At 61.4% G+C, this 21116-nt stretch carries 15 protein-coding genes; 9 read left to right on the forward strand and 6 right to left on the reverse strand.

What is annotated here, in order from left to right; all coding sequences use genetic code 11:
* Positions 1–389: 389 nt before the first annotated feature.
* The 4 genes from pabB to GV818_RS15235 form a co-directional block, all read right to left on the reverse strand.
* Positions 390–1733 carry an aminodeoxychorismate synthase component I gene (gene pabB, locus GV818_RS15220; protein ID WP_161776993.1) on the reverse strand — a complete coding sequence of 448 codons (1344 nt, stop codon included), beginning with the start codon at positions 1731–1733 and terminating at the stop codon, positions 390–392.
* A 184-nt stretch (positions 1734–1917) separates the two neighbouring features.
* Positions 1918–2904: an alpha-L-glutamate ligase-like protein gene (locus GV818_RS15225; RefSeq protein ID WP_161753323.1), complete on the reverse strand. Its 987-nt coding sequence runs from the start codon at positions 2902–2904 to the stop codon at positions 1918–1920.
* Positions 2904–4436, reverse strand: coding sequence for an inactive transglutaminase family protein (locus GV818_RS15230; RefSeq protein WP_161753321.1), 1533 nt, complete (start codon positions 4434–4436; stop codon positions 2904–2906). The genes GV818_RS15225 and GV818_RS15230 overlap by 1 nt, the downstream gene beginning before the upstream one ends.
* Positions 4437–4441: 5 nt before the next feature.
* Entirely contained in the window at positions 4442–4978 is a 537-nt protein-coding gene (locus GV818_RS15235) for an ATP-dependent zinc protease family protein (RefSeq protein ID WP_161753318.1), read from the reverse strand.
* 270 nt (positions 4979–5248) lie between these two features.
* On the opposite strand from GV818_RS15235, the gene GV818_RS15240 reads away from it, so the two are divergent.
* From GV818_RS15240 to prpD, 6 genes are all read left to right on the forward strand, one after another.
* The gene (locus GV818_RS15240) at positions 5249–5971 is read left to right on the forward strand and encodes a GntR family transcriptional regulator (RefSeq protein WP_161753316.1); all 723 of its coding nucleotides are present in this window, start codon (positions 5249–5251) and stop codon (positions 5969–5971) included.
* A complete protein-coding gene (prpB, locus tag GV818_RS15245; RefSeq protein WP_161753314.1) occupies positions 5968–6861 on the forward strand; it encodes a methylisocitrate lyase in 894 nt (297 codons plus the stop codon). The genes GV818_RS15240 and prpB overlap by 4 nt, the downstream gene beginning before the upstream one ends.
* A 69-nt stretch (positions 6862–6930) precedes the next feature.
* Positions 6931–8058, forward strand: a complete 1128-nt coding sequence (prpC, locus tag GV818_RS15250) for a bifunctional 2-methylcitrate synthase/citrate synthase (protein ID WP_161753312.1) — start codon at positions 6931–6933, stop codon at positions 8056–8058.
* Between the two features lie 200 nt (positions 8059–8258).
* Positions 8259–10853 (forward strand): Fe/S-dependent 2-methylisocitrate dehydratase AcnD, encoded by a 2595-nt coding sequence (gene acnD, locus GV818_RS15255; RefSeq protein WP_161753310.1) that lies wholly within the window; start codon positions 8259–8261, stop codon positions 10851–10853.
* Positions 10854–10914: 61 nt separating this feature from the next.
* Entirely contained in the window at positions 10915–12105 is a 1191-nt protein-coding gene (prpF, locus tag GV818_RS15260) for a 2-methylaconitate cis-trans isomerase PrpF (protein WP_161753308.1), read from the forward strand.
* 169 nt (positions 12106–12274) lie between these two features.
* Positions 12275–13759: a 2-methylcitrate dehydratase gene (gene prpD, locus GV818_RS15265; RefSeq protein WP_161753306.1), complete on the forward strand. Its 1485-nt coding sequence runs from the start codon at positions 12275–12277 to the stop codon at positions 13757–13759.
* A 56-nt stretch (positions 13760–13815) separates the two neighbouring features.
* On the opposite strand, the gene GV818_RS15270 is transcribed toward prpD, so the two are convergent.
* Positions 13816–14766, reverse strand: coding sequence for a DMT family transporter (locus tag GV818_RS15270; protein WP_161776928.1), 951 nt, complete (start codon positions 14764–14766; stop codon positions 13816–13818).
* 93 nt (positions 14767–14859) lie between these two features.
* Here GV818_RS15270 and GV818_RS15275 point away from each other — a divergent pair, with 93 nt between their 5' ends.
* On the forward strand, positions 14860–16284 hold the full coding sequence (locus GV818_RS15275) for a PLP-dependent aminotransferase family protein (protein WP_161753302.1): 1425 nt from the start codon (positions 14860–14862) through the stop codon (positions 16282–16284).
* Between the two features lie 155 nt (positions 16285–16439).
* Here the strand turns inward: GV818_RS15275 and ppsR are convergent, their stop codons facing one another.
* Positions 16440–17258: a posphoenolpyruvate synthetase regulatory kinase/phosphorylase PpsR gene (gene ppsR, locus GV818_RS15280; RefSeq protein WP_161753300.1), complete on the reverse strand. Its 819-nt coding sequence runs from the start codon at positions 17256–17258 to the stop codon at positions 16440–16442.
* A gap of 174 nt (positions 17259–17432) precedes the next feature.
* Here ppsR and ppsA point away from each other — a divergent pair, with 174 nt between their 5' ends.
* Together ppsA and GV818_RS15290 are read left to right on the forward strand one after the other, a co-directional pair.
* Complete coding sequence (gene ppsA / locus GV818_RS15285; RefSeq protein ID WP_161753298.1) at positions 17433–19808, forward strand: phosphoenolpyruvate synthase; 2376 nt, start codon at positions 17433–17435, stop codon at positions 19806–19808.
* Between the two features lie 102 nt (positions 19809–19910).
* Positions 19911–20900 (forward strand): alpha/beta fold hydrolase, encoded by a 990-nt coding sequence (locus GV818_RS15290; protein ID WP_161753297.1) that lies wholly within the window; start codon positions 19911–19913, stop codon positions 20898–20900.
* Positions 20901–21116 lie beyond the last annotated feature (216 nt).

Consider the following 21116-nt stretch of genomic DNA (forward strand, 5'->3'; position numbering starts at 1 on the left):
CATTACAACCATCGGCGTTGTCACTCTGCCTCGAACAACCTGCCGCCAGCTGCTTTTGAAAGGCTGGCGGCCTAATACTCCTACAGGATGGTCCAAAAAAACTGGACCACTACAAGCCAGCTCCTACAGGCTGGTGAACGACGTGCTCTTGTAGGAGCCGGCTTGCCGGCGAAGAGGCCCTTGGATTTTGCGCAAATCCTGCCGACGCCTTCGCTGGCAAGCCAGCTCCTACGGGCTGGTGAACGGGGTGCTCTTGTAGGAGCCGGCTTGCCGGCGAAGGGGCCCTTGGATTTTGCGCAAATCCTGCCGACGCCTTCGCTGGCAAGCCAGCTCCTACGGGCTGGTGAACGGGGTGCTCTTGTAGGCGCCGGCTTGCCGGCGAAGAGGCCCTAAAGCCCCTGCAGGGTTTCCAGCAACACCCGCACCTTGGTGATGGATTCCTGGTACTCCTCCTGCCAGTCCGAGTCCGCAACAATCCCGCCGCCGCCCCAGCAGCAGATCTGCCCGTCCTTGGCCAGCAGGCTGCGAATGGCAATCGAGCTGTCCATTTCCCCGCGTACGTCCAGGTACAGCAAGGAGCCGCAATACAGTGCCCGCCTGGTGGGTTCCAGCTCGTCGATGATCTGCATCGAGCGGATTTTCGGTGCGCCGGTGATCGAGCCGCCGGGAAAGCTGCCGGCGATCAGGTCCAGGGCGTCCTTATCGTCCGCCAGCTCACCGGTGACGCTGCTCACCAGGTGGTGCACGTTGGGGTAGCTCTCCAGGCTGAACAGCTCCGGCACTCGTACCGAGCCGGTACGACAGGTGCGTCCCAGGTCATTGCGCAACAGATCGACGATCATCAGGTTTTCCGCCCGGTCCTTGGGGCTGGCCAACAGCTCGGCGGCATTGGCCGCGTCTTCGACGGCGTCCTGGCCGCGAGGGCGGGTGCCCTTGATCGGCCGGGTTTCCACCTGCCCCTGGCTGAGGTGAACGAAGCGCTCCGGTGACAGGCTGAGCACCGCGCCGCCGTCCGGCAGGCGCTGGAAGCCCGAAAAGGGTGTTGGGCAGGCGGCGCGCAAGGCGCAGTAGGCGACCCAGGGATCACCTTGGTACTGGCCGCGAAAACGCTGGGCGAAGTTCACCTGATAGCAGTCGCCAGCCTGGATGTAGTGCTGGATGCGCTGGAATGCCTGGCGGTAGTCGTCGGCCGTCAGGTCGGCAAGCATGGGGCCGCTCAGCTTGAACGAGCCCGACGTGGTTGCCGGCGGCTGGCTGAACAGCTCAATCAGCCGCTGGCGCTCGGCTGCCTCCAGGTGGGGGTGGAACAGCAGTTGGCTGGTGCCCGCTTGGTGGTCGTTGATCAGTGCCCAGGCATACAGGCCAAAGCGTGCGTCGGGCAGTTGCAGATCGTCCCGGGCCTGGCTCGGCAGGCGCTCCAGATGACGACCGAAGTCATAACTGAGGTAGCCGATCAGGCCGCCGGCGAAGGGCAGTTCATAAGGTGCGGGCACTTGCGCCTGGCCCAGCAGCGTCAGGTTGTCCCGCAGGCGCTGCAGGAATCCGCTACCGTTTTCGTCGGCGGCCACCGTCAGTTCCGCCAGGGGCCAGGCACTGAGCAAGTCATACCGTCCCCGCTCGGCGCTGGGTCGGCCACTGTCCAGCAGCACGGCGCCAGGGGCGTGTTCGATGGCCGCGAAATACTCGGCGGGGTTGGCGCGATAGGGAAGCGGGTGTACGGAACAGGTCAACATGCGGGGCAGATCAGCCATCGGAGCGCGGCTGGCGATTGTAATCCTCTGCTGGAGTTGCTCCTAGAGGGATGCGACGTATTGATTGACCTGTAGTTGCTGTCGCTGGCTCGGACAAGGCCCGCTAGAGCGGTACCTGCTGCGGATTTGATCGTCCGAACGTGGTCTGAGCCAGCGGCTACAGGTATCAGCCTTCGACGGCAGGGATGTGGCCGAACAGCTCTTGGGCGAAACGCACCCGTTGTTCAACGGTTTCCACGATGCCACGGGCCTTGAGTTGTTCCAGGTGGGCTTCGATGGCATGGGTGCGCAGGGTCAGGCCGCAATCGTTGGCGATCTGGATGTTCAGCCCCGGCCGGGCGTTGAGCTCGAGAATCAGCGGGCCTTTGTCTTGGTCCAGCACCATGTCCACGCCGATGTAGCCCAGGCCGCAGAGTTCGTGGCAGCCGGCCGCCAGCTTCATGAAACCGTCCCAGTAGGGCAGTTGCACACCGTCCACGGCATTGGTGGTGTCCGGGTGCTTGGTAATGATGTTGTTCAGCCAGGTGCCGCGCAGGGTCAGGCCGGTGGCCAGGTCGACGCCGACGCCGATGGCGCCCTGGTGCAGGTTGGCCTTGCCCCCGGATTGGCGGGTCGGCAGGCGCAGCATGGCCATCACCGGGTAGCCCATGAGCACGATGATGCGGATGTCCGGCACGCCTTCGTAGCTGATGCTCTTGAAGATCTGGTCCGGGGTCACCCGGTACTCGATCAGCGCCCGGTCGCGGTGGCCGCCCAGGGAGTACAGGCCGGTGAGGATGCTGGAAATATGGTGCTCGATTTCCTCGTGGCTGATGATCTTGCCCGACACCGTGCGATAACGGCCCTCGAAGCGGTCGGCAATCACAATGATGCCGTCACCGCCGGCGCCCTGGGCCGGCTTGATCACGAAGTCGTTGCGCTCGCCGATGATCTCGCCGAGCTTGTCGATTTCCTTCTCGGTGGAGATCACCCCGTACAGTTCCGGCACATGGATGCCGGCCTTGATCGCCCGCTCCTTGGTGATGATCTTGTCATCGACGATGGGGTACAGGCTGCGCTTGTTGTACTTGAGCACGTAGTCGGCATTACGCCGGTTGATGCCCATGATTCCTCGCGCTTCCAGGGCTTTCCAGGTCTTCCACAGGCCGAACATCAGGAGTCAGCCTTGAGGAAGGCTTTGAAACGCACCAGTTCCGTCAGGCGGTAGCCGCGGTAGCGACCCATCGCCAGCATGAAGCCCACCAGGATCAGCAGTATCGCCGGGAAGGTGAAGACGAAGTACGTAAGCTCCGGCACGCTCATGATCAGGTGTGCCAGGGAGGCGGCGAACAGGGTGCCGATGGCGACTTTCATCGCATGGCCGCCGCCGCGCTCTTCCCAGGTAATGGACAGGCGTTCGATGGTCATGGTCAGGATCACCATCGGGAACAGCGCCACCGACAGGCCGCGCTCCAGGCCCAGCTTGTGGCTGAACAGGCTGATGGCGGCGATCAGCACCACGACAAAGGTCAGCACCACCGAGAGTCGCGGCAGCATTTGCAGCTTGAGGTGCTCAAGGTAGGAGCGCAGCGACAGGCCCAGGGCGGTAATCACGGTAAACAGCACGATGCCGAAGCCCAGCTGCGTCTCGCGAAAGGCCAGGGCGATCAGTACCGGGGTAAAGGTCCCCAGGGTCTGCAGGCCGATCAGGTTGCGCAGCACCAGGATCACCAGTACGCCAATCGGGATCATCACCATGATCATGAAGGTCTGCTGGGTCTGCAGCGGCAGGCCATACAGCGAGTATTCGAGGAAGTTGGCGTCGGTGTTCTCGTCGGTCAGCTTGGCCAGGCGAATGGCGTTCATTTCGCTGTTGTTGAGGCTGAAGGTGACGTTGGCTTTCTTGCCGCCATCGACGCTGATCAGGTTGTCGTCACCGGTCCACCACAACAGGCGGTCGCTGGGCATGCCCCGTTCACCGGTTTCCGGGTTGAAGTACAACCAGTCGGTGCCGTTGAAGCTGCGCAGCCAGAGTTCTGGGGTTTGCGGCTGGTCGGCCACCAGGCGGATGGTGTGGACCTTTTCCATTGGTACGTGGGCAATGGACAGCAGCAACTCGACGATCTTGGCCTTGTTGGCGCTGGAGGTGTCTCCGGCCAGCAGCAGCTTGGCATTGTCGTCGCTGCTGTTGTTGACCCGCTTGATGGCCTCGCTGATGAAGGTCTCGACGTCTGCCGAGTGCTGGCGGATCGGCGCCAGCAGGGCGTCGGCGGCAATTTTTTCCGGGCCTTCCACGGCCATGCTGTCGCGGAATGTCGGGCCCTTGACCTTGGATTTCTCGGCGCTGTAGCGCTTGGTCAGTACCAGGCGGTAGTACAGGGTCTGGTTGCCCTTGGCCCGGCGTGCCGACCAAGTGACCTTGCGGTTGCCGTCGACGCGGTTCACCGCGACCCCGTAGTTATTGGAAATGAAGCTCTCGTTGAGGCTCACATAGTCGCGGCTCAGGGGCGGCACGAACATCTGGATCTTGATCGGGTCCTTGCCGTTGGCGACGAACTCGACCTTGGCATCGATGTTCCACAGATCGTCGGTGGCGTCTTCAGTCACCGGAATGCCGAGCACGAAAATCTGATAGGCCGTGATCGAAATGCCCAGCACCACCAGGATCGCGATCAGGACTTTCAGATGAAGGGTAAGAGAGCGCATTGGAATTACTCTGCGGTATGAGCGTCGGTGGCGCAGGCGGGTTTGCCAGCAGCGTATTTAAGACTGGGGTCGACCAGCGCATCGAAGCGTTTCAGGGCCTCGGAGCCAATCAGGAGCGGGTATTGGAATGCGCTGCGGTCGGTCAAGTTCACTTCGATGCTGCGTAAAGCGCTGCCCATGCAGACATCCAGGGCGATCACAGGCCGTGCGGTGTAGTTCTTGTCCTCATCGGGGTCATAGTCGCCGGCGCGGCGCTTGATTTTGCTGACCCGGGCCAGAGGCCGTTCGATGGGGTGGGAATGGGCGGTGTCGATGGCCAGGTAGAAACGCACCCAGGATTCGCCATTGCGCTTGAAGCGCTTGATGTCGCGGGCACTTAAGGAAGCGGTCTTGGCGCCGGTGTCGAGTTTGGCGGCGACCTCCAGGTCGATGCCCGACAGGCGCGCGTATTCATTCAATCCGTACACGGTCTTGCCGGCGGCGATGCTGATGCCGGGCAGGGCCAGCAGGCAGAGCAGAGGGGGGAGTGCCTTGAGTCTCATAGATCCTGATGCATGACATGGGTTCTTCAGTTCAAGGCGACCGGCACTGCTGCGCAAGCTCCCTCGTGTGCTTGCCATAAAAAGATGACAGGCCGATGCGGGCGGCATTCTAGCATGCTGGTTTTATGGCGCCAGCGTCGGGAGCGGGCCTTTTGTTGCATCTTGGTGCAAGGGCCTATTAGACGATTGTCGACAATCTGCATTTTTCCTTTGACTGTTATGGGGCTATTGGCTAATTTTTGCCTCATTGATTTTAAAGGTGTCGACAATATGCTGGATCAACTCGAACACCCGATGCCGGTGCAGGACGATTCGGAAACCTTGTCTGAAAACGTCTTTCGGCGTATCCAGGCCGCCATCGTCAAGGGCGAGATCGCCCCGGGCAGCAAGATCTCCGAGCCGGAACTGGCCCGCACCTACGGCATCAGCCGGGGTCCGCTGCGCGAGGCCATCCACCGCCTGGAAGGCCAGCGCCTGCTGGTGCGAGTGCCCCATGTCGGTGCCCGGGTGGTCTCACTGAGCCATGCCGAGCTGATCGAACTCTACGAAATCCGCGAATCCCTGGAAGGCATGGCCTGTCGCTTGGCAGCGGAGCGCATGACGGCCGAGGAAATCGACGAGCTGCGCCAGGTGCTGGATACCCATGAGCGGGACGCCGCGTTTCAGGCTGGCGTCGGCTATTACCAGCAGGAAGGGGATTTCGACTTCCACTACCGGATCATCCAGGGCGCCGGCAACCGCACCCTCACGCAAATGCTCTGCGGCGAGTTGTATCAGTTGGTGCGCATGTACCGCATCCAGTTCTCCGCGACCCCCAATCGCCCGCGCCAGGCCTTTGCCGAACACCACCGGATTCTCGACGCCATTGCCGATCGCGACGGCGAACTGGCCGAGTTGTTGATGCGCCGCCACATCGGCGCTTCGAAACGCAACATTGCGCGTCACTATCAGGACAGCGCCCATCAGACAGCCACTCCACGAGGTGAGTCATGAGTTTCAACAAAAGCACTCCAGGTCAGCGTTTCCGCGATGCGGTCGCCAGCGAACAGCCATTGCAAGTGGTCGGCGCGATCAACGCCAACCATGCCCTGCTGGCCAAGCGCGCCGGATTCAAGGCGATCTACCTCTCCGGTGGCGGGGTCGCCGCCGGTTCCCTCGGCGTGCCTGACCTGGGTATCACCGGCCTCGATGACGTCCTCACCGACGTACGCCGTATCACCGACGTCTGCGACCTGCCCTTGCTGGTGGACGTGGACACCGGCTTTGGTTCCTCGGCGTTCAACGTGGCACGCACCGTCAAGTCGATGATCAAGTTCGGCGCCGCGGCGATTCACATTGAAGACCAGGTGGGCGCCAAGCGCTGCGGTCATCGGCCCAATAAAGAGATCGTGTCCCAGCAGGAAATGGTCGACCGCATCAAGGCTGCGGTGGATGCCCGTACCGACGACAGCTTCGTGATCATGGCGCGTACCGACGCCCTGGCGGTGGAAGGCCTGGAGTCGGCCCTGGAACGCGCCGCGGCGTGCATCGAGGCCGGCGCCGACATGGTGTTCCCGGAAGCCATCACTGAACTGGAGATGTACAAGATCTTCGCTGATCGGGTGAAGGCACCGATTCTGGCCAACATCACCGAGTTCGGCGCCACCCCGCTGTACACCACCGAACAGTTGAAATCTGTGGATGTTTCCCTGGTGCTGTACCCGCTGTCGGCGTTCCGTGCGATGAACAAGGCGGCAGAAAACGTCTACACCGCGATTCGTCGTGACGGCACCCAGCAGAACGTGATCGACACCATGCAGACCCGCATGGAACTGTACGAGCGCATCGACTACCACAGCTTTGAGCAGAAGCTCGATGCATTGTTCGCACAGAAGAAAGGCTGATCCGCGAACCACGACCTGACCGTTGATGAAGTTGCCACATCCCTAACAAATTCAAGATTGGAGAGAGCAATGGCCGAAGCAAAAGTATTGAGTGGCGCAGGTCTGCGCGGCCAGGTGGCCGGGCAAACCGCGTTGTCCACCGTGGGCCAGGCCGGTGCCGGGCTGACCTATCGCGGCTATGACGTACGCGAACTGGCCGCCGATGCGCAGTTCGAAGAAGTGGCCTACCTGCTGCTGTACGGCGAACTGCCGAACACCGAGCAATTGGCGGCCTACGTCAGCAAACTGAGCAAACTGCGGGATCTGCCCCAGGCCCTGAAGGAAGTGCTGGAGCGTATTCCCGCCCAGGCTCACCCGATGGATGTGATGCGAACCGGTTGCTCGTTCCTCGGCAATATCGAGCCGGAGAAGGATTTCTCCCAGCAGCATGACGTCACCGACCGCCTGCTGGCGGCCTTCCCGGCGATCATGTGCTACTGGTATCGCTTCAGTCATGAAGGCGCGCGCATCAACTGCGTCAGCGACGAGCCCTCCATCGGCGGCCACTTCCTGCACCTGCTGCACGGCAAGAAGCCCAGCGACCTGCACGTCAAGGTGATGAACGTATCGCTGATCCTTTACGCCGAGCACGAGTTCAACGCCTCGACCTTTACCGCCCGGGTTTGTGCCTCGACCTTGTCCGACCTGTATTCCTGCATCACTGCGGCCATCGGTTCACTGCGCGGCCCGCTGCACGGTGGCGCCAACGAAGCGGCGATGGAAATGATCGAGCGCTTCGGCTCGGCGGAAGAGGCGATCAAGGGCACCCTCGGCATGCTTGAGCGCAAGGACAAGATCATGGGCTTCGGCCACGCGATCTACAAAGACAGCGACCCGCGTAACGAGGTGATCAAGGGATGGTCGAAAAAGCTTGCCGACGAAGCGGGTGACAAGGTGCTGTTCCCGGTCTCCGAGGCCATCGACCAGACTATGTGGGAGCAGAAGAAGCTGTTCCCCAACGCCGACTTCTACCACGCTTCGGCATACCACTTCATGGGCATCCCGACCAAGCTGTTCACGCCGATCTTTGTCTGCTCGCGCCTGACCGGCTGGGCCGCCCACGTGTTCGAGCAGCGTGGCAACAACCGCATCATCCGTCCAAGCGCCGAATACATCGGCGTAGAACAGCGCAAGTTCGTGCCAATCGAACGTCGCTGACCGGGAGGGCGCCGACACTGCTGCTTGAATGAACCACAAACCCTGTAGGAGCGAGCTTGCTCGCGATCGCCATGGATCAGCCAACGGCGATGCCGGAGCTGATCGAGTCATCGCGAGCAAGCTCGCTCCTACAAGGGATGGAGGCCATTCAAGCCAGTGCCAGGCGCTCCCTTTGAAACTACCGTGACCGAGCCCAGACCATGAACACTGAATTTCGCAAGACGCTGCCCGGCAGCCGGTTGGACTACTTCGACACCCGGGCGGCGGTCGATGCCCTCCAGCCCGGTGCCTATGACAGCCTGCCTTACACCTCGCGGGTGTTGGCGGAAAACCTGGTACGCCGCTGTGATCCGGCAACCCTGAATGCTTCCCTGAGCCAGTTGATCGAACGTCGCGATGACCTGGACTTCCCCTGGTTTCCGGCCCGTGTGGTGTGCCACGACATTCTCGGCCAGACCGCGCTGGTGGACCTGGCCGGCTTGCGCGACGCGATCGCCGATCAGGGCGGCGACCCCGCCTTGGTCAACCCGGTGGTGCCGACCCAACTGATCGTCGACCACTCGTTGGCGGTAGAGTGCGGGGGCTTTGATCCGGATGCCTTCGACAAGAACCGGGCCATTGAAGATCGGCGCAACGAAGACCGTTTCCACTTCATCAACTGGACCAAGAAGGCCTTCAAGAACGTCGATGTGATTCCGCCGGGCAACGGCATCATGCACCAGATCAACCTGGAGAAAATGTCTCCGGTGATCCAGGTGCGCGACGGTGTGGCCTTCCCCGATACCTGCGTCGGTACCGACAGCCACACGCCCCATGTGGATGCCCTGGGGGTGATCGCCATCGGCGTTGGCGGCCTGGAAGCCGAGAGCGTCATGCTGGGCCGCGCGTCGTGGATGCGCCTGCCGGAAATCGTCGGTGTCGAGCTCACCGGCAAGTTGCAACCGGGCATCACCGCCACCGACATGGTGCTGGCGCTGACTGAGTTCCTGCGCAAGCAGAAAGTGGTCGGGGCCTGGCTGGAGTTCTTCGGCGAAGGCGCTGCGGCGCTGACCCTCGGTGACCGCGCGACCATCTCCAACATGGCCCCGGAATACGGTGCCACCGCGGCGATGTTCTACATCGACCAACAGACCATCGACTACCTGAAACTCACCGGTCGTGAAGATGAGCAGGTGCGCCTGGTGGAGTCTTACGCCAAGCACACCGGCCTCTGGGCCGACAGCCTGAAGAGTGCCCGTTACGAGCGCGGCCTGCAGTTCGACCTGTCGTCGGTGGTGCGCAACATGGCCGGGCCGAGCAACCCTCACGCCCGGGTCGCCACCAGCGATCTGGCGGCCAAGGGTATTGCTGGGCAATGGTCCGAAACCCCGGGGCAGATGCCCGACGGTGCGGTGATCATCGCAGCCATTACCAGCTGCACCAACACCAGCAACCCGCGCAACGTGATTGCCGCCGGCCTGCTGGCGCGCAATGCCAACCGGCTGGGCCTGGCCCGCAAGCCATGGGTCAAGTCGTCCCTGGCCCCAGGTTCGAAAACCGTGGCCATGTACCTGGAAGAGGCCGGCCTGGATCATGAACTGGAGCAGCTGGGTTTTGGCGTGGTGGCTTTCGCCTGCACCACGTGCAATGGCATGTCCGGCGCGCTGGACCCGGTGATCCAGAAAGAGATCATCGACCGTGATCTCTACGCCACTGCGGTGTTGTCGGGTAACCGCAACTTCGATGGACGCATCCACCCGTATGCCAAGCAGGCGTTCCTGGCGTCGCCACCCCTGGTAGTGGCTTACGCGATTGCCGGGACCATCCGCTTCGATATCGAGAAGGACGTGCTGGGCCTGGATGCCGCAGGCCGGGAAATCCGTCTCAAGGACATCTGGCCGAGCGACGAGGAAATCGACGCGGTGGTCAAGGCCTCGGTGAAGCCGGAGCAATTCCGCAAGGTCTATATCCCGATGTTCGCGATTCACCCAGACACCGGTCCGAAAGTCGAGCCGCTGTACGACTGGCGCGAAATGAGCACCTACATCCGCCGTCCGCCGTACTGGGAAGGGGCCTTGGCCGGTGCACGCAGCCTGACGGGCATGCGTCCGCTGGCGGTGCTGCCGGACAACATCACCACTGACCACTTGTCGCCGTCCAACGCCATCATGCTCGACAGCGCGGCGGGCGAGTACCTGGCGAAAATGGGCCTGCCGGAAGAGGACTTCAACTCTTACGCGACCCACCGCGGCGATCATTTGACCGCCCAGCGCGCGACCTTCGCCAACCCGAAGCTGTTCAACGAAATGGTCAAGGAAAACGGCCAGGTCAAGCAGGGTTCCCTGGCGCGGATCGAGCCGGAAGGCCAGGTGACGCGGATGTGGGAAGCCATCGAAACCTACATGCAGCGCAAGCAGCCTTTGATCATCATTGCCGGTGCCGACTACGGCCAGGGCTCGTCCCGCGACTGGGCAGCCAAGGGCGTACGCCTGGCCGGTGTGGAGGCCATCGTCGCCGAAGGCTTCGAGCGTATCCACCGGACCAACCTGGTGGGCATGGGCGTGCTGCCGCTGGAGTTCCTTGCAGGCACCAATCGCAAGACCCTGGGCATCGACGGCACTGAAACCTACGACGTGATCGGCGGGCGTACGCCCCGGGCGCAACTGCTCCTGGTGATCAACCGCCGCAACGGCGAGCGGCTCGAGGTGCCGGTGACCTGCCGCCTCGACACCGCCGAAGAGGTATCGATCTACGAGGCGGGTGGTGTGTTGCAACGCTTCGCCCAGGACTTCCTGGAATCGGCAGTGGCCAGTTAAGTGACGTACCGGGGGCGGGCCGCCAGGCGCCGTCCCCGGTCTTTATCGGGATCTGAAAACCATGGCATTTGTAGCGCAAATCAAGATTCCCGCCACCTACATGCGTGGCGGCACCAGCAAGGGCGTGTTCTTCAATCTGCAGGACCTGCCCGAGGCGGCGCAGCTCCCGGGCGCGGCCCGCGATGCCCTGCTGCTGCGGGTGATCGGCAGCCCCGATCCCTACGACAAGCAGATCGATGGGATGGGCGGTGCAACCTCCAGTACCAGCAAGACGGTGATCCTGTCCAAGAGCATCAAGGCCGATCACGACGTGGATTACCTGTTCGGCCAGGTCGCGATCGACAAGGCGTTTGTCGACTGGAGTGGCAACTGCGGCAATCTCTCGGCGGCAGTGGGTTCGTTTGCCATCAGCAGCGGTCTGGTGGATGCCAGCCGTATTCCACAGAACGGTGTGGCGGTGGTGCGCATCTGGCAGGCCAACATTGGCAAGAGCATCATTGCCCATGTGCCGATCACCGATGGCGCGGTCCAGGAAACCGGTGATTTCGAACTGGATGGGGTGACTTTTCCGGCGGCCGAAGTGCAACTGGAGTTCCTTGATCCGGCGGCCGAAGAAGAGGGCGGTGCTGGCTCGATGTTTCCCACCGGCAACCTGGTGGATGACCTGGAAGTGCCCGGCGTTGGCACGTTCAAGGCGACCCTGATCAATGCCGGGATTCCGACCATCTTCGTCAATGCGACAGACATCGGTTATCACGGCACCGAGTTGCAGGGCGATATCAACGGTGATCCCAAGGCCCTGGCGATGTTCGAAAGCATTCGTGCCCACGGCGCTCTGCGCATGGGCTTGATCAAGCACCTGGATGAAGCCGCCCAGCGCCAGCACACACCGAAAGTGGCTTTCGTCGCCGCGCCGGCGGATTACCAGGCTTCCAGTGGCAAGGCGATCAAGGCTGCTGATGTCGACCTGCTGGTGCGGGCCATGTCCATGGGCAAGCTGCACCACGCGATGATGGGCACGGCGGCGGTGGCCATCGGTACTGCGGCGGCGATCCCGGGCACTTTGGTCAACCTCGCGGCCGGCGCCGGTTCGCGTAGCGCGGTGCGTTTCGGTCACCCTTCGGGCACCTTGCGAGTGGGCGCCGAGGCGACCCAGGCCAAGGGTGAGTGGACGGTGCTCAAGGCGATCATGAGCCGCAGCGCCCGCGTGCTGATGGAAGGCTGGGTGCGGGTGCCAGGCGACAGTTTTTAACCTGGCGGACGTGGATTGATCGGAGCCACCGGGGCAGGACTTGCTTGGGCAAGCCCTGCCCGATAATTGAATTGCTGAGCAGGCGCAGACCTGCGATGCCGTTATTGACCTGAACCTGTAGCTGAGGAATCACACGCACCTTCAACCCTGTAACAGGAGTGAATCACTCATGAGCGCCAACGTTGACCTGAACAACCGTCCCGATTACGACCAGGTCCTGCAGGACATCGCCGACTATGTCCTGAGCTATTGCATCGACTCACCAGAAGCCCTCGACACTGCCCGCAATTGCCTGATGGACACCCTTGGCTGTGGCCTGCTGGCCCTGCGTTTCCCTGAATGCACCAAGCACCTGGGGCCCATTGTCGAAGGCACCGTGGTGCCCTTCGGCGCTCGGGTTCCGGGCACCAGTTATCGCCTGGATCCGGTCAAGGCTGCCTGGGACATCGGCTGCATCGTGCGTTGGCTGGATTACAACGACACCTGGCTGGCGGCGGAGTGGGGGCATCCTTCGGACAACCTCGGCGGCATCCTGGCGGTGGCCGATCATCTTTCGCAAAAACGCGTGGCCAATGCTGAGGCGCCTCTGACCATGGGGGATGTGCTGAAAGCCATGATCATGGCTCATGAGATTCAAGGCGTGATCGCTCTGGAAAACTCTTTCAATCGGGTCGGTCTCGATCATGTGCTGCTGGTGAAAGTTGCCTCCACTGCGGTCTGCGCCAAGCTGATGGGGGCCAATCGCGAGCAGTTGCTGGCTGCGCTGTCCCATGCGTTTGTCGACGGTCAGGCGCTGCGTACCTATCGCCATGCGCCCAACGCCGGTTCACGCAAGTCTTGGGCTGCGGGGGATGCCTCGAGTCGCGGGGTGCGCCTGGCCGACATCGCCCTGCGCGGTGAAATGGGCATTCCCGGGGTGCTCAGTGCGCCGCAATGGGGGTTCTACGATGTGCTGTTCAGTCACACCAACAAGGATCTGGCGCTGAAGCCCGAGGATCAGCGGCGCTTCAGCCTGTCGCAGAAATACGCCAGCTACGTGATGGAAAACGTGCTGTTCAAGATCAGCTTCCCGGCGGAGTTCCACGCGCAAACCGCCTGTGAAGCTGCGGTGACCTTGCACCCGCTGGTACGTAATCGCCTGCATGAGATCGAGCGGATCGTGATTACCACCCATGAGTCGGCGATTCGCATCATTTCCAAGGTTGGCCCGCTGGCCAACGCCGCTGATCGTGACCACTGCCTGCAATACATGACCGCCGTGCCCCTGGCGTTCGGCACCCTGGTGGCTGAGCAGTACGAAGATGATTTCCACGCTGCGCACCCGATCATCGATCAGTTGCGCGGCAAGATGGAGATCGTCGAAGACCCGCGTTACACCCGCGAATACCTGGAAGCCGACAAGCGTTCCATTGCCAACGCGGTGCAGGTGTTTTTCAAGGATGGTTCGAGCACCGAGCAGGTGGCGGTGGAGTACCCCATCGGTCACCGGCGCCGGCGTGCCGAAGGCATTCCGCTGCTGGAGGACAAGTTCAAGGCCAACCTTGCCACGCGCTTCACCGCCCAGCGTTCGGCGCAGATCTTTGCCCTGTGCAAGGACCAGGTGCAACTCTCGGCCACGCCGGTGCAGCGGTTTGTCGATTTGCTGGTGATCTGACGTTGTTGGTGGTGACGGAAAAGCCCGCATGAGCGGGCTTTTTCATGGGCGCTATTTCAGTGTTTCGTTCGTCGGGACAGCCATTTTTCCAGGGGCAGTTTGGTGATGGCGAAGCCGCCGAGCAGGGTCGAGGAATACAGCAACAAGTCACGGGACAGGCTCTGGCCTTCGTACCAGGCGCCGATCATCACCGCGAACACCGGGAAGATGATGAAGACAAAGGACAGGATCACCGGGCTGAGGCGTTTGAGCAAGAAGAAATAGACGATGAACCCACCCACCGAGGCGGCGAGTCCCAAGTACAGCAGGGCGCCCCAGGAGCGTGGGCTGATGGCGCTGAAGTCAGGGCTTTCCAACCAGAGTCCGGACAGGCACAGCAATAGCCCGGCGATGCCGATGGGCAGCGTGTTGTAGGTGATGACGCTGATGGCGCTGCCGTGTTTCTTGGTGACCACGTAGCAGAGGGCGTGCATCAGTGCCGCCGCGAAAATCGCCAGTATTCCCGAGAGTCCGCTGTGCTCCAGGTGCAGGCCTTGGCCACGGATGATCTGGTACAGGCTGGCAAAACCGATGGCGATGCCGAGCATCTGCGTGAAGTGGATTTTTTCCCGCAGCAGCAGGGCGGAAAAGATCAGGATGAACACCGGCATGCAACTGAACAGCAGCGCGGTGAGGCCGGAAGAGACGTGCAGTTCTCCGTAGTTGAGCAAGGTGTAGGGCAGGCTGAAATAACACAGGGTGACGAACACCAGGAAGCCCCGGCTGCCCTTGGGAAACATCAGCGGCTCGCGGCGCATCCAGGCGAAGCAGGCAAACAGTGGGAAGGCGATCAGAAAACGCAGCCCGGCAGCGGTCAGCGGCGGCACGCTTTCCACTGCAATCTTGATCCCCAGCCAGGTGGTGCCCCAGCTCAGGCAGACAACCAGGAACAGGACGCAGGTCACCAGGGTGCCGAGCCAGTGACGGGGTAACGCCTCGTTATTCGGTACGGCCGTGGTAGTGCTCACGCTGACATTCCTTCCGTGATTGGTAATTGACCCCTATATTGAGCGAGTCATTTTCGGTAATTGAACCCGTTAACCAAGCTATTGGGTGAATTGATGGCTGTCAAAGTAAGTATTGACATGGTGTCAATGTTGCGTTCTGCGCTGCAGGATGGCGTTGGCGCCAAGTACAAGCGACTGGCTGAAGCCCTGGACCAGGCGATTGACCAGGGCAGCCTTGCCGCAGGCAGCAAGCTGCCACCGCATCGCCTGCTGGCAGACCAGTTGGGGGTGACGATTGGCACCATCAGTCGGGCCTACGCCGAGCTGGAGCGCCTGGGGCAGGTGGTGGCGCGAGTCGGGGCTGGCACTTATGTGCGCCAGGACGGTTTGCAGCGCCAGCGTGATTCAGGGTTTCGCAACGTCGATGATGAGCCGCCAGCGGCTTTCGACATGAGCCGCAACACCCATATTCCCGGGCCGGAGAGCCACTTCATCGCCCAGAGCCTGCGTGCGCTGGCGCAAGACCCTGATGGCTTGCTGGAGATCAGTCGCTACAGTCCCGAGGCCGGGTTGGCGCGTTACCGTGAAGCGGGAGCACGCTGGTTGGCGCAGGAAGGACTGCAGGTTGATCCCGGGCAGGTCATTTGCGTCAACGGCGCCCAGCACGGGTTGCATATTGCCTTGCTGGCGCTGCTCAAGGCCGGGGATACCCTGGCCACCGAGCACCTGACTTATCCGGGGTTGATCAGCACGGCGCGGATGCTGGGCATCAAGCTGCTGGGCTTGGCCATGGATGAACAGGGCTTGCTGCCCGAGGCGCTGGATGAGGCCTGCCAGCATCACCGGGTATCGGCCTTGTACTGCACGCCGACGTTGCAGAACCCCACCACGGCGGTGCAGTCGGCGGCGCGGCGTGCGGCGATTGCCGAGGTCTGCAGGCGGCATAATCTATTGATCCTGGAAGATGAAACCCACGCTGTGCTGGTGGATAAACGCCCGGCGCCGCTGGCGTATTTCGCGGCGGAACGTACGGTGCTGATCAGTAGCCTGAGCAAAGCCGTGGCTTCGGGACTACGGGTCGGCTTTGTTCATGCACCACCGTCTCTGGTGGGGCGATTAGCCGCAGCGCTGCGCGCCACCTGCTGGATGGCTACGCCGTTGCCGCTGGAGTTGGCGGCTGGGTGGATCGACACTGGGGTTGCCGAGCGCCTGCGACAGCAGCAGATGGCCGAGATCGCCCGGCGCAAGGACCGGCTCACGGGCCTGCTGGAAGGGCTGGAATGGCGCAGCCCGAATGGATGTCCGCATTTCTGGATCAGGGTTCCCGAGCCGTGGCGAGCTTCGGAAATCGAGCAGCAGTTGAAGCGCCAGGGGTACCTGGTGGCGACTGCCGAAGCCTTTGCCGTAGGGCAGGCGGCAGTGCCGCAGTTCATTCGGGCGAGTGTCTGCAACACCACGGCGGATGATCGGAAATTGATCGAAGGGTTTGCCGCGCTGGCTGCGGCCTTGAGCCAGGAGCGTGGAGTAGCGGGTTGGTAAGGTGCGGGAGCGGGCAGTGGTGAGGGCAATGACTCGTACACGAGTGTGAAGCAGTCGCAGTTCCTGAGTCTGCGATCTGCCTGGAGAGCCCGGTTGACCGCTCCGGGTGATAAGCCCTTCGCCACGATACATAGCCAGGGAAGGGGCTTGGGGGGTTACTTGAAACGCCGCTCCACGCCTTTTTCCACTAGGATCTTGGCCGAGATTTCCTCCACCGAGAAATGTGTAGAGTTGATGTGGGGAATATTCTCGCGGCGGAACAGGTTTTCCACTTCGCGGACTTCGAACTCGCACTGGGCGTAGCTCGAATAGCGACTGTTGGGTTTGCGCTCGTTGCGGATCGCGGTGAGGCGGTCGGGGTCGATGGTCAGGCCGAACAGCTTGTGTTTGTGGGCGCGCAGGGCATTGGGCAGTTGCAGGCGCTCCATGTCCTCTTCGGTCAGCGGGTAGTTGGCCGCGCGGATGCCGAATTGCATGGCCATGTACAGGCAGGTCGGAGTCTTGCCACAGCGGGATACGCCCACCAGGATCAGGTCGGCCTTGTCGTAATAGTGGGTGCGGGCGCCGTCGTCGTTGTCCAGGGCGAAGTTCACCGCCTCGATCCGCTCCATGTAGTTGGAGTTGTGGCCGATGGAATGGGATTTGCCGACGGAGTAGGAGGAGTGCTCGCTCAGCTCCTGTTCCAGGGGCGCGAGGAAGGTCGAGAAGATGTCGATCATGAAACCATTGGAGGTTGCGAGAATCTCACGAATGTTCTGATTGACGATGGTGTCGAAGATAATTGGTCGATGACCGTCTTTTTCGGCGGCTATATTGATTTGTTGTACCATGGCCCGCGCTTTTTCCATGCTGTCGATGTACGGGCGCGTGAATTTGCTGAAGGTAACGTTTTCGAACTGCGCCAACAGGCTCTGGCCGAGGGTTTCCGCTGTGATACCGGTACCGTCGGAGATAAAGAAAGCAGATCGTTTCATTTGAGGCTTGGGCCTTAAGCTAGTGACGATTCTTGGATATGATAGGCGCGATTTGTCGGCCGGGAATGGCCCGCATTCTCACTTATTTTCCAGGTCCAGGCCATATAGCGGGCAAATGCTCCATAGAGCAGCCGGCTTCTGAGCTTTTCCAACACAGTTAGTGGAGAGATCACCTTGGTAGAGTACGTAGTTTCCCTCGATAAGCTCGGCAAACACGATGTTGAGCATGTGGGGGGCAAGAACGCATCCCTGGGCGAGATGATCAGCAACCTCGCAGGTGCGGGCGTATCGGTCCCTGGTGGCTTCGCCACGACAGCTCAGGCTTATCGTGATTTTCTTGAATTGAGTGGTCTGAACGGCCAGATCCATGCGGCGCTCGACGCGCTGGATGTCGATGACGTGAACGCTCTGGCCAAGACCGGCGCGCAGATCCGTCAGTGGATCATGGAGGCCGAGTTCCCCGAGCGCCTCAATGCCGAGATCCGTACGGCTTTCGCCGCGCTGTCGGCAGGCAATCCCGAGATGGCCGTGGCCGTGCGTTCTTCGGCCACCGCCGAAGACTTGCCGGATGCCTCTTTTGCCGGCCAGCAGGAAACCTTCCTCAATATTCGTGGCGTGGAGAATGTGATTCGCGCCGCCAAGGAAGTGTTCGCTTCCTTGTTCAACGACCGCGCCATTTCCTACCGCGTGCACCAGGGTTTCGACCACAAGCTGGTAGCCCTGTCTGCCGGCGTGCAACGCATGGTGCGTTCGGAAACCGGCACTGCCGGCGTGATGTTCACCCTCGATACCGAGTCGGGCTTCCGTGACGTGGTGTTCATCACCGGTGCTTACGGCCTGGGTGAAACCGTGGTCCAGGGGGCAGTCAACCCGGACGAGTTCTACGTTCACAAGAACACCCTTGAAGCTGGCCGCCCGGCGATCCTGCGTCGCAACCTGGGCAGCAAGGCGATCAAGATGATCTACGGCGACGAAGCCAAGGCCGGCCGCTCGGTGAAAACCGTGGACGTGGACAAGGCCGATCGCGCACGTTTCTGCCTGTCCGACGCGGAAGTCAGCGAGCTGGCCAAGCAGGCCATGATCATCGAGAAGCACTACCAGTGCCCGATGGACATCGAATGGGCCAAAGACGGTGACGACGGTAAGCTGTACATCGTTCAGGCGCGTCCGGAAACCGTGAAGAGCCGTACTTCGGCCAATGTCATGGAACGCTACCTGCTCAAGGAAACCGGCACCGTGCTGGTGGAAGGTCGTGCCATTGGCCAGCGCATCGGCGCCGGCAAGGTGCGGATCATCAAGGACGTTTCGGAAATGGACAAAGTCCAGCCCGGTGACGTGCTGGTCTCCGACATGACCGACCCGGACTGGGAGCCGGTGATGAAGCGCGCCAGCGCCATCGTCACCAACCGTGGCGGCCGTACCTGCCACGCGGCGATCATCGCTCGCGAGCTGGGCATTCCTGCGGTGGTGGGTTGCGGCAACGCCACTCAGTTGCTGAAAGATGGCCAGGGCGTGACTGTTTCCTGCGCCGAAGGCGACACGGGTTTCATTTTCGAAGGCGAACTGGGTTTTGATATCAAGAAAAACTCCGTGGATGCCATGCCGGAACTGCCGTTCAAGATCATGATGAACGTCGGCAACCCTGATCGTGCCTTCGACTTCGCGCAGTTGCCGAACGCCGGCGTAGGCCTGGCCCGTCTGGAGTTCATCATCAACCGCATGATCGGTGTGCACCCCAAGGCACTGCTGAACTATGCCGGGCTGCCACAAGAGATCAAGGACAGCGTCGACAAGCGCATCGCCGGCTACCACGATCCGGTGGACTTCTATGTCGACAAGCTGGTTGAAGGCATCAGCACCCTGGCGGCAGCCTTCACGCCGAAGAAAGTCATCGTGCGCCTGTCGGACTTCAAGTCCAACGAATACGCCAACCTGATCGGCGGCAAGCTCTATGAGCCGGAAGAAGAGAACCCGATGCTGGGCTTCCGCGGTGCTTCGCGTTACATCAGCGAATCCTTCCGTGACTGCTTTGAGCTCGAATGCCGTGCGCTGAAGCGCGTGCGCAACGAGATGGGCCTGACCAACGTTGAAATCATGGTGCCGTTCGTACGTACCCTCGGCGAAGCCAGCCAAGTAGTTGACCTGCTGGCTGAAAATGGCCTCAAGCGCGGCGAAAACGGCTTGCGCGTGATCATGATGTGCGAACTGCCGTCCAACGCCATCCTCGCCGAAGAGTTCCTCGAGTACTTCGATGGTTTCTCCATCGGCTCCAACGACCTGACTCAGTTGACCCTGGGCCTGGACCGTGACTCGGGGATCATCGCCCACCTGTTCGACGAGCGTAATCCCGCGGTCAAGAAACTGCTGGCCAATGCCATTGCTGCCTGTAACAAGGCCGGCAAGTACATCGGCATCTGTGGCCAGGGGCCTTCCGACCACCCGGACCTGGCCAAATGGCTGATGGAGCAGGGCATCGAAAGCGTTTCGTTGAACCCGGATTCGGTGCTGGAAACCTGGTTCTTCCTGGCTGAAGGTCAGGGCGCGGCGTAATCGCTGAATGCAGAGCCGATCGGTCGTGAGGCTGGTCGGCTCTTGAAGATTCAAGCAGGGCGTGCTTCTTCTGGATGCCGCCCTTTTTTGTGCAAGAAGAATATGCAAAGCAGCAGCAATCTATTTCCCGTCGCCTTGACCAGTGCCGAGCGTCGAGGCGACCTCAGCGAAGATGTCTATCGCTTAAAACCTGGCAACAGCCCTGATCCTTCAGTGGAACTGGCAGTCACCCGCCTGGGGCTGGCCGATGAGGCCGAGCCTCGGGGCGTTCCGGTGATCCTGCTACATGGCAGTTTTTCCAACCGACGCTTCTGGTATTCACCCAAGGGCATAGGTTTGGGGGCCTATCTGGCTCGCGCCGGTTTCGATGTGTGGATCCCGGAAATGCGCGGCCATGGTTTATCGCGACGCAATGCCGATTACCGCAAGAACCGAGTGGCCGACTACGCGCGTTACGATCTGCCGGCGATTGCCGCTTTCGTTCGCGAGCAAAGCGCGCAGATTCCCCACTGGCTCGGTCATTCCCTGGGCGGCACTACCTTGGCGGCGGCCCTCGGCGGGCAGTACCTGGGGGATGCGAGCGTAGCCTCAGCGGCATTTTTCGGCACTCAAGTCAGTCGTACCTATTGGCCCTTGAAGGTTCCTTTGGTGGAGTGGGGCGGGCGTCTGGTGATCAAGCGTTTTGCCCAGTTGTCCGGTTCTCGGCTCAAGCGTGGGCCAGAAGACGAACCTATTGGCCTGGCGTTGGAAAGCATGCGCTGGCACGGGCTGTTCGGACGCTTTGGCGACGCTGACAAAGATTGGTGGGCTGGGCTGGCGGAGGTGGCGGTACCGGCGCTGGCGGTCAGTGCTGCAGGGGATCATCAGGATCCGACCTGGGCCTGTCGCAAATTGTTCGAACAACTGGGAAGCGAACAGAAACAGTTTGTCTGTCTGGGACGTGAGCAAGGGTTCAGCGGTAATTTCGACCATGTCGAGATGCTGGTGAGCAAACAGGCGCAGACTGAGGTCTGGCCGCTAGTGGCGCGCTGGCTCAAGGATCAGCAGACGCCGTTACTGGTTTGTGCTCCAGAGCAGGTGGCTGCAGTTTGACGCGAAGGCTCTGAGAAGGGCATTTCGCTCGATAGCGCTTGCGGCTAAGATATGACGCATTACGCTGTTTTGGTCATATTCAGTTGTTGAGTCGGTTTTCCGTTCCGCTGGCATGGCTGTGAAAATACCCGACAGGCTGATCAGGTGCTCAGGCCGCGTGGTTTAAGCATCTGCTGCTTGGGCTCGTATTTCCAGGACTGCCCCTGGAATAACCGA

The organism is Pseudomonas sp. Fl4BN1 (assembly GCF_009908285.1).
In the GTDB taxonomy this organism is placed as follows: Bacteria; Pseudomonadota; Gammaproteobacteria; order Pseudomonadales; family Pseudomonadaceae; genus Aquipseudomonas.